The organism is Nocardia sp. NPDC047654 (genome assembly GCF_043205035.1).
Classification (GTDB): Bacteria; Actinomycetota; Actinomycetes; order Mycobacteriales; family Mycobacteriaceae; genus Nocardia.
The window spans coordinates 1-9,774 of sequence record NZ_JBIDDF010000034.1; the positions used below are offsets into that span (position 1 = coordinate 1).

General features: G+C 65.0%; 10 protein-coding genes. 1 reads left to right on the plus strand and 9 read right to left on the minus strand.

From position 1 onward, the window contains the following. Positions 1-57: 57 nt before the first annotated feature. On the minus strand, positions 58-186 hold the full coding sequence (locus ACGF7Y_RS36315) for a hypothetical protein (RefSeq protein WP_393242416.1): 129 nt from the start codon (positions 184-186) through the stop codon (positions 58-60). Between the two features lie 2,399 nt (positions 187-2,585). Here ACGF7Y_RS36315 and tcmP point away from each other — a divergent pair. Next, positions 2,586-3,566 carry a three-Cys-motif partner protein TcmP gene (gene tcmP, locus ACGF7Y_RS36320; RefSeq protein WP_393242419.1) on the plus strand — a complete coding sequence of 327 codons (981 nt, stop codon included), beginning with the start codon at positions 2,586-2,588 and terminating at the stop codon, positions 3,564-3,566. A gap of 42 nt (positions 3,567-3,608) precedes the next feature. Here tcmP and ACGF7Y_RS36325 read toward each other — a convergent pair whose 3' ends face one another. From ACGF7Y_RS36325 to ACGF7Y_RS36360, 8 genes are all read right to left on the minus strand, one after another. Beyond that, entirely contained in the window at positions 3,609-4,352 is a 744-nt protein-coding gene (locus ACGF7Y_RS36325) for a DUF5131 family protein (protein WP_393242422.1), read from the minus strand. Positions 4,353-4,411: 59 nt separating this feature from the next. Next, positions 4,412-5,386 carry a sigma factor-like helix-turn-helix DNA-binding protein gene (locus ACGF7Y_RS36330; RefSeq protein ID WP_393242425.1) on the minus strand — a complete coding sequence of 325 codons (975 nt, stop codon included), beginning with the start codon at positions 5,384-5,386 and terminating at the stop codon, positions 4,412-4,414. A 41-nt stretch (positions 5,387-5,427) separates the two neighbouring features. Further along, entirely contained in the window at positions 5,428-6,447 is a 1,020-nt protein-coding gene (locus ACGF7Y_RS36335) for a toprim domain-containing protein (protein WP_393242428.1), read from the minus strand. Between the two features lie 2 nt (positions 6,448-6,449). Beyond that, positions 6,450-6,785: a hypothetical protein gene (locus ACGF7Y_RS36340; protein ID WP_393242431.1), complete on the minus strand. Its 336-nt coding sequence runs from the start codon at positions 6,783-6,785 to the stop codon at positions 6,450-6,452. A gap of 2 nt (positions 6,786-6,787) precedes the next feature. Continuing rightward, positions 6,788-7,204, minus strand: coding sequence for a hypothetical protein (locus tag ACGF7Y_RS36345; protein ID WP_393242433.1), 417 nt, complete (start codon positions 7,202-7,204; stop codon positions 6,788-6,790). Next, the gene (locus ACGF7Y_RS36350) at positions 7,204-8,757 is read right to left on the minus strand and encodes a hypothetical protein (protein WP_393242436.1); all 1,554 of its coding nucleotides are present in this window, start codon (positions 8,755-8,757) and stop codon (positions 7,204-7,206) included. The genes ACGF7Y_RS36345 and ACGF7Y_RS36350 overlap by 1 nt, the downstream gene beginning before the upstream one ends. A gap of 27 nt (positions 8,758-8,784) precedes the next feature. Next, on the minus strand, positions 8,785-9,402 hold the full coding sequence (locus ACGF7Y_RS36355) for a hypothetical protein (RefSeq protein ID WP_393242439.1): 618 nt from the start codon (positions 9,400-9,402) through the stop codon (positions 8,785-8,787). Between the two features lie 45 nt (positions 9,403-9,447). After that, positions 9,448-9,774: hypothetical protein (locus ACGF7Y_RS36360; protein WP_393242442.1), on the minus strand; the 327-nt coding region annotated here is incomplete at its 5' end.

The following is a 9,774-nucleotide window of genomic DNA, read 5'->3' on the forward strand; positions in this document are numbered from 1 at the left end:
AGCCCTCTCACGCAGCTCCGGCGGGTACTTCTTCGAACTCACGGACTTCATCCTTCCTCAACAGATGAAGTCTCCCGACCCGCCGGGGCGATTCACGACCACATCGGGTGTGTCGGGGTGGCGGGCCTGGATCGCCGTCCACACGGTTTCGAGAGCATCCATCAATGGGCTGCCGATCTTCTTCAACGCGGAAGCCTCCCTCCCCGGATTCCTCGCGCCGAGCGGGTTGACCGCCCCCGGGCGAGGGGTTGATTCGTTCGCATCAACGCTAGGGGCCGCCCCCGGCCGAAACCCGGGTTATATACGGCATATCCGCAGCTCGAACCATGTCAGGCGGCGATAACGTGCAGTGTTTCCGTGAGAGAAGTTGGCGCTGGCGACCATGTTCCCTGCCCCACAATGCTCTCACTTGATGCGGACGCATCAACCCGCGCGATGCCTGGCCCGAACCCTCCTCTTGTGGTCCATCCCCGCCCAGCCACGTGCTGCTGCACGCGCGCCACGCAAACCCGCCCCTCGGTGAACTCGCGTGCCCTCGACTGCCGCCCACGCTCCCGACTCCCGTGCAGCACTGAGCGCGCCCTTGCACGCGAACACGCCACCGTTGGTGGCGCAGCTCTGAACGCGACTTCCGCACCTGACGTAACCACCCTCCCAACCCTCCTTTTGTGGTCCTCCCTTCCTTGTGGTCTCCCCTTCTTTCTGGTCCTTCCTTGCTTTTGTGTTTTGTGTTGTCTCCTGCCCTGCCCGGCCGACACTCTCTATGAACAGCGAAGCCATAGAGAGTGTCGGCCGGGCAGGGCAGGAGACGGCGCAAAACACCCCAGGTCAAACGCTAGTTTGACCTGGGGATGCCGGGACAGTGCCGGGACTTGGCAATCCCGGCTTAGGCCCGGCAATGTCCCGACACAGTCCCGGCACAGTCCCGGCGGTATGGGACCCATCGCAGCATGCCCACTGATCTCACACTGACGATCGCCGTTGTTAGTCGACGGCTGACGAGCGACGCTGGTTTCACCTGCGGATCGGCTACGCCGTCTTAAGGCTTGTGAGTAGCCCCACGCCAAGTGACGCCTTACCAGCTGGCGTCTATGGCACAGATTGTGTTGCCACCAATGCCGCGGATCGTCGTAGCAAAGCCCGTAGCTCCAGATTTGCAAGTATGTAGCCAGTGGATGCTGGGCCCCAGGGCGACTACCGACAAGTTCGAAGGAAGACCTTCATATCTGAAGAGACACAGCAGCACACCAATCGGTTTCCGCATACCTACTTAAGCAATCTAACCGATGGACCACCTGAATAACCAAATCTTAGCTATAGCTGTCATGTGGTTCAGCGCAGAAGCCTCACAAGGGACTTCCCAGCTCCCGTGAGGCCCGCACATAGAATGATCACGAAGTAGAGTGCATGAGCAATAGTGAGCCGTGCATAAGAGCAGGTCAGCGAGACTTGAACTGTCACAGGGTGAGACGTCAAGTCACGGCTTTTCACCCATCGAGGTTCCCAATCTGTGGACCTCTCTATGGGCTTATAGAGACTAGTGTGTAACAATCAATCGGCACGCTGGTCGCGTGCGTTGATCCTTTGGTTGGCTGCCGAAGGCGCCTGGACTGCCATCCAGACGCCCTCGGTCCCAGGGTTACCCGGGAAGCGGGTCAAGGTGCCTTGCCCCGCAGCCTCGTTGAGTGCGGCTGTGCCGCACCACTACCGGCCGAACGGATCGAACCGGTCGATCAGATCGAGGAGGACCTTGGCCAGAAGGGCGCCTACCGGCACCCACCATGGCCGAGGTCCTTCACTCCTCGGTCGGCGACCCTCACTGCCTTGAGCCGCCGTATCGTGCGGATCCCCCGTTACGGGCATCCAGACCTCCTCGCAGTTCTAGCATTCACTCACGACACTTCCTGTGCCGTATACGAGCACAGGAAGAAGGGGGCACCCTCGATGTCGTGAAGAGGTCCGAAAGGGGAGATTACAGCAGCGCGTCTGGACAACAAAGGACGGCGCGTTCGGACTTTCTACCGGTTTTGCACACGTTCTTACAGCGATTTACGAGCAAATGTCGTAGAAGCCTACCCAGCGGTTCGTTATCCAGGTCGACCAGGGGTCATACCAGCACATGTGAGGCCGATTCTGACATCTCGCAGAGTCGTAACCATACCGTGATGGGCGTTCAGCAAACTTCGGCCGCCGCCTCGCACCAAGCAGTCGCTTCGGCAGCAAGCACTTAGGTCTACCTTAATTACCTACCGGTCAGTAGATGGCTGATCGTTTGGGCGTCAAACCTTTTCGAATGGCAGTAGTGAAGCATCTGCGCGTCCCGCAAGTTAGATCGGCCGTGCCTAGACTCTGTCGCGCGCGGCCCAGTCCACCGAGACATCGTAACGAGCAAACCCCTCAGCTCATCCAACTGCAAAGAGAAACCTCAAAGACTTCGGCACCCGTCTCCAGCTGAGAAGTCGCATATCGCTACACCTCAGAGAGACAACATCTTTCGCCGACGAAGATCGTTTCTCTCGTCTATCCTCGATGAGCGGGATCTTCGTTTGCAAGCGTAGATCCGCAGGGGTGGCAGGGAGGTTGGGGTGGCACGTCAGTGGTCCTATTGGACGAAGAACAAGCTGCAGATACTCGGTGATTACGCGCCCGCGTTCAACCGTGCATCGTCGAGACGATCGGAGCGAATCTACCTCGATCTGATGGCTGGACGGCCGGAGAACATCGAGCGGCGCACTGGTCAGCGGATCGATGGCTCACCGCGGCGGGTGCTGTCGGCTGATCCAGGGTTCACCCGGCATGTCTTCTTCGAGCTTCCGGGCAAGGCGGAGAAGCTCAGAGCAGCGTTGGAAGAGGAGTTTTCAGGCAAGCAGTTCCGTGTCGTGCCGGGTGACTGCAACATCGAGATAGATCGCGCCCTGGCTGAGTTGCGTGAGTTCAATTGGGCGCCAACGTTTGCGTTCATCGACCAGCAGGCAGCGGAGGTGCACTGGGAGACATTGGTCAAGATCTCCCGTTTCAAGGGCCTCAGCCCTCGTACCAAACCGGAGCTGTGGCTGCTCGTTTCACCAACGATGGTCGCCAAAGGCGTCCGTGGCACCAACAACGATCGCTTCCGTGAGCGGGTCACCGAGTTCTACGGCACAACGAACTGGCTGAACATCCAAGACGCACGCGAAGCCAATCGAATCACAGCGAGCCAGTACCGCGATGAGATGACCAACCTGATCCGCTACCGGTTGGCAGAGGACCTCGGATACAAATTCACGCAACGCATCCCGATGCGGATGGAGAACAAGACCACCATCTACGACATGGTCTTCGCTACCGATCACTACGTCGGCGACAAGATCATGCGACACCTGTACAAAAAGGCCGCTGAACGCGAGCCCCGCATGATGGCCGAAGCCCGCCGCCTGGTACGGATCGAGCGCGAAAGCAAGACCGGCGTGGAAGGGCTGTTCGAGCTTCCGCTCAGCGCCCTGCCGGAGGTTGACGGTGCAATCTTGTGGCAGCCGACCCCGTACTGGAAGCCGTCCGACCGCGAATGGTGGTCTGAACGCGACTAGGCCCTCGCCGCCTATCCAGCGAGGGCCCCAGGGGTCTTCAGATCAAGCGGTCAGCGCCGGCATCTCGTCCCACAGCTGTCCATCAAGTTCGCGCCCCATCGCCTTGGGTGTCCTTCCACCCCATTGCTTGAAAAAGAAGGGCACGTCCGCTGCCCGACAGGTGTCACGGATAACGCGCACCCACTCCGGGTCCATCGGGCGGTGATCGGCACCGGATTCTCCACCCGCGATCACCCATCCGATGCCATCGAGCACCAGGCCATCGAGCGGTCCGAGCAGCGGTTCACAGGACAAGAACCGCACCGCAGCCGGCACATCTCTAAGGTGATCGACGCGGTCGAGGTAGTCGGTGTTCTCGACCGACACTCCCATCCACACATTGTCCGGCCACTCAAGCCGGTCGGCCAGGCGCTTCAACCGCATCGACCTCTTGGTCAACACCTGATAGGTGTGCTGCGGAGTCTCGCGCATCACGTCGAACACATCCCGTATGAACCCGACCGGCACCTTGGCGTGGAACAGATCAGACATTGAGTTGACGAATACCACCCGCGGCGCCCGCCAGCGGCGCGGGACGTCCAGCGCTTGTGGGTGGATGGTCACACCGAACCCTGGGCCGGAAGTGCGGGGGTCGCCATCGCGCTGGTACTTGTCGGCACCCATCGCTTTCAGGCGTTTCGCCAGCACCATGGCGTAGCAGTGATCGCAGCCCGCCGACACGCGGTCACAGCCCGTGACCGGGTTCCAGGTCGCCTCGGTCCACTCGATCCCCGACTTATCCGACATGCCACCATCTCCTCCCGAATGCTGTTGACCCTACGACACGATGTACTCGCATCCCGGAATTACTCATCGTGTGGCTTCCCTTCTTCAAACTTCTTCTCCGCCGCAGCCGGATTCGCGTACTTCTGCGCAGCGGTCAGGGTGCGCGTGACAGTGGACGAACTGAGCTCGACCCGCTCCGCGATCCGCGCGTGCGACCAGCCCTCTTCATGCCGCAACCGCAGGATCGCAGCAACCGTGTCAGGGTCACGCCGCCCAGCCGGGTCGGCGCTGCACACCCGCTGCGCTACCGTGACCCACCGGTCGGTGCGCTCCGGCGCAGTGGTGCGCTGCGGGTGCACAGGGGCTTCGATCTCGATCTGCTGTGCGCTCTTCAACTCCGGCACCGTCTGGCGGGCGGTCAGCTCCGTGGCTGTCGAGTGAGTTTCGGTGTGGATCTCGTGCACCGAGACGGTGCGTATCGGTTCGGGCTGGTGCGCTGGTTCCGGTTCGGTGCGCACGTCCGGTGCGGCGTGGTGCTCACGGCCGATCATGTGCGCCAACGCGGCGCCCATGCCGAGTACGGCGACCGGTAGGCAGGCCACAAGGACGGTGACCTCCCACGGCGCGGAGGTGACGCCCGCGGCTTTCATCAGGTGGTAGACGACCTGCCCGACAGCGCCCAGGATGAGGCTGCCGAAAGCTGACCACTTCGCGTAGCTGCGGGTTCGGTCCGAACGGATCCGCCCCGACAGCCACACATACAGCGCGTAGGAGGCGTAGGTCTCCATGCCGATCGGTAGCGTGATCGCCGAATTGATCTCGAACTCGTCGACAATTCCAGGCAGCGGACGCACTGGCCCGAATCCGGTCAGCTGGCCAAGGCCGACCCAGCCGGACCAGATCGCAACGAACGCGGGCAACGCCAGCAGCAGGACCGGCCACGCCCGTAGCCGGTTGCCGGTGGCGTGTGAACTGGGTTGTGCATCAGTTGGTGCGCTGCGGTGCGCAGCGTCGTTGCTGCGCACCGCTTCCGCACCGGTCACGTTCTTGGTCATGATTCAGGGTTCTCCTCTCAGGTGTGATCGGTGCGGACGGTTCACCGGCTACGGGTCCGCGCACGCCCGCGGTTCACCGGCGCGGGCCGAAATTCCTGCTGTTGTGGTCGGTCCAGGTACGGGACGGGTTCGAGGTCGGTGAGGTCGTATCCGGCGTCGAAGTGATCGGAGAGGTCCTTGCCGGAGCGGGCTTGCAAGACACGAATTTCGCCGACGCGGTCGGTGAGGGTGTCGGCGACTTTGGCGGCGTGCTGGTAGCCGGGGCGGTCGCGGTCGGCGACCACGATCACCCGCCCCGCTCCGGCCAGCCAGCGGGCGTGTTCTGGGGTCCAGGACCCGGCGCCCATCGCGTTGCAGGTCGCGATCAACCCGGCCGTGTTCGCGCGCTGCACGTCCTTCTCGCCCTCGCACACGAAGATCTCCCGCCCGGTCTCCAGCGCCTCGCGGATGTCGGCGAGTTTCCACGGGATCGGCGCGAAACCCTCCTTCACCCAGTCGGTTCCGGTCCAATGGGCCTGCCAGAAGCTTTTGGCGTGCCCGTGCTCATGCGGTGTGTGCACCCGGGTCACCGCGCCCTCCACACGGCCGTCGGGCCACTTGTAGACGTAGGTGTCCACGTTCTGCGGCCGCCCGATCTGCGCCCCGAGATCGCGTTTCGCGGGCATCGGGAACCGGGCCGCGGCGATCGCCCGCTCCACCGGCGTCGGCGGACGGCGTTCGGTGACGCCGTACCGCTGACCGTGCACACCGGTGCTCGCACGCCGGTTGGGGTCCCGCTCGGGCAGCCGGTCCCACAGGTCCCGCACCCGTAACCCGATGCGGTCAAGCACCTCTTGGTCGTCGCAGCGTGCCCAGCAGCGCACCATGGTCTTGCCCTGCCGCGGGTCATACCGCACACCGAGGCTGGGGTTGTGGTGGTGGCCGTCGCCTTCGTGCACCGGGCACAGGTAATTGGTCCACTGCTGCGGCTCGCGTGGCCACTTGGCCGGACCCACCCGGCGGATCAACGCGTCGGTGACGACCTCATACGAACGGCCCTGCTGCGGTGACGGTTCGGTCATCGTCACCGCGCCCGCTCGATCTCGGGCCGCTGAGCGGCGGTGAGGATGCGGGCCTGCTCGATACTGCGCCGCTGCACGCCGTTCAACGAGTCGGCGCCCGGCAAGGACAGCATCCGCCGCACGGAACTGGGCGAGCGCGACCACAAGTCGTGGACGTCGTTGAGGTACTTCCACTCTCCCGGATGCGGGCCGTTGCGCCACCCCTGGTCGATTGCCTGCGACTGGGCGTACAGGCTCTCGATCTCCGCCTCGTTGGCCCCCGGCCGGTCCATCAGCTTCGACAGCCGATCGACTTCGGTGAACGCTTCGCGCATCGCTTCTTCGTGTTCGATGTGCATGTTCACCGCCCCCGCTCGATCTGTCCGCGGCCCGGCCGGGGTGTGGACTGCCCGGTGGTGCGGTCGATGTAGCGGCGGGCGGCGTCGCGGACTTTCTCGCTGTCTCGACCGGCCAGTTGCCCGGCTTGGCGCAGACTGCGGTGCTGGATGTCGGTGACCCCGAATCCGCCGTTGTGGTCGATGTTGTCGAGGAACCGGAACATGGTGTCGGGCGCCTGCCGCCAGTCCTCGTAGGCGTCGCTCAGGTAGCTCCAGTGTTCGGCGTGCGGGCCGTCGGCCCACTGTTGATCGGTCTCGCGTAGCTGGGCGGTGATCCGGTCCCGGTCGTTGGCGGTGGCGTCCGGCCGGTACCTGTCCTCACCCAGCTGCGTGTACCGGACGAACTCGATGCGCATGGCTTCCTCGTGCTCGCGTTCCATCACCGGCTCCGCTCGATGCCGTTGCGGCCGTGCCCGTTGCGCTCCGGTCGGGGCCAGGACTGGGTGTCCGGACCGGCCTGCTCGCGGCCGGTGCCGGTGAGGTCGCGCAGGTAGCTGGCGCGCTTGCCCACCGGCCCGGTGTCGTTGCCCGGCTGTACCGAGTTGCGCAGCTGCTCCAGCGTCGGGTTCGGTTCCTCCTGCTCTGTGCCGTTACCGTTTGCGGCGGTGCGGCGTGAGCGGTTGCCGTAGCGCTCCTGCTCGGGAGTGGACTGCACGAGCTTGCGCACCGCTTCGTCGCGTTCCCGCTTGAGCTGGTCACGCTCGGCGGTCAGCTGCTCGACACCCGGCCGAACGCGCAATGCGTCGACCTCCGCGGACAGGCGCAGGTTGCGGTTCTTCAACGCCTCGATGTGTCCCTCGGCGGAGTCGAGTTTGCGGCGCATCTCGTCACGGTCGGCGGTGACCGAATCCAGGCCGCGTTGCAGCAACCCGACCCGGTTTTCCAGCCGGTCCCGATCGGCGGCCATGTCCTTCAATTGGCGCTCCACCTGCGCCAGCCGGTCAACACCCGCGGTGTCGGGCGGGCGTTCGCGGTCGGTGTTCTCACGCTGCCGGGCGCCCTCGCCGGCCTGCGCCGTGGTGGCCTGCTCGCGGTGCACCTGCCCGGACAACGTCCGCTCCCGCAACATCGCCTCCCGGTCGGCGAGCTGCTCGGCGACGGTCTCGGGACGGCCGTAGTCGCTGTATTGCTTTGCGGCGTTGGTGGTGTCGCGGGTGCGGACCTGGACGGTGGTGCCGTCCATCCACGCCGACTCGCTGATGTTGCGCTGCAACCAGCTGGTGGCGGCGTACTCGGTTGCGAACGAACCGGATTCGGTGAACACACCGCCGCGCGGGTCGTCCCACGAGATTTGCGCGGTGTATCGGTCGCGGTGGGCCTGGGCGGCGTCGATCCGGGCGAGCAACGACTCCTCGGCGTTGGCTCGGCGTGCGGCGTCCAAACCGTGCTGCCACTGCTGCCGTTCGTGGTCGGCGCCGCGGTTGATGCTGGCCCTCTCGCGAGCCACCTGGGCGCGATAGTGCAAGGCTTCCAGGCCCTTGACCTTGTGGGCGCGCGAGAAGAGGTTGCCGACCTTGGAGTGCGGGAACACCGTCGCGGCGTCCAAACCGTCAAGGGCGATGCCCTGCTCGGTGTGGGTCAGGTGCTCGTTGCCGACGAACTGCGCCGCCAGCCGGTCGCGGTGCTCGACCAGGGCGCGGGCGTCGCGGGCGCGGCGGGTGTGGTCCACGCTCGGGTCGTTCGCGCGGGTGGCGACCGTTTGGACGTGCACGCAGTAGCGGTCGACGGCCTGGCTGGTCCCGGTCAGTTGATGCTTACGCAGCACCTCGGCTTCGCGACGCTGCTCACGCAACGCCAAACTGATCTGCTTGCGCACCTTCCGCCGCTCCAACCAGTTCGTGGCTTGGGCGTGCAACCGGAGCAGGTGGGTCAGAGAGTGCCCGAACTTACCGGCCTCGGCGAACAACTCGTCTTCGACACTACGGTCAGACATGGTGATGAGTTCCTTTCACTGATCGGCTTACAGGGACGGCGCCGCCGGGCTGGCGGGCTGAATTTCGGGACCGGGATCGGCGGTCTCGGGCTGGTCGCGGCGGTTGGCCAGGCCGCGCATGATCGCGGCGATTGCGGTGGCGATGGCGGCGATGGCGTGGCTGATGCCGCTGGTGACGGTGCTGATGAGCTCGGGGATGCTGGGGCGCAGGGCGGCGTTCCACCACAGGTAGGCCAGCCACGCCGTGCCGTACCCGGCCAGGGGGCCGGTGACGATCCAGGGCTGGCCCCAGGTGGCGAGCGCGGTCGCGGTGACCACAACAGCGGAGCCGCCCGCCGCGCCGCGGGCCATCCGCCGCCGCGCCGCGCGCCCGGCCGCGGCGAACACCTCGGGGTCGAGTGGTTTGTCGTCGTCGGGGTCGGTGCCGGTGGTTTCGGTCTTGACCAGGTGCAGCGCTGGCCGTGGCCGCGGCGGCGACGGTTCGAAGTCCTGGGTGTCGGGTGGGGCGCAGGCCAGGACGTCGGCGAGGTAGTCCTCGATCTCTTCGGCGAGGATCTCGGCCTGATCCCGCTCGCTGGCGGGCCGACGGCGCTCATCGGGGTCCTCGTCGTTGTTGTGGTCGTTGTTGTCGCGGATGATGCGCATGGGTGTTGCCTCTCAATGGGGTTCGGTGGGATTGCGGACGACGGGTTAGGCGACGGCGGTGTCGCCGGAGATCTGCGGCTTGCCGCCGGTCTTGGCCGCAGCGGCGGCGGCTTCGGCGGCCGGGGTGCCCGGCAGCGGGGTGAGTTCGGTCCGTTTGACTCGGACGACGTGGCCCCATTGGGCGCGACGCCCGCGGCCGTAGACGAATTCGCCGGTTTCGAGCTGCCGCAGCACATCCGGGCTGATCAGCCACTTCTCACCGATCGAGACCTGGCCTTCGTCGCCGGTGCGCTGCCCCTTGATCAGATGACGGCTGGGCAGCATGCCGTGCACGGAGCCGAGGTGTTCGCACAGGTCGCCGGCGTTCTCGTT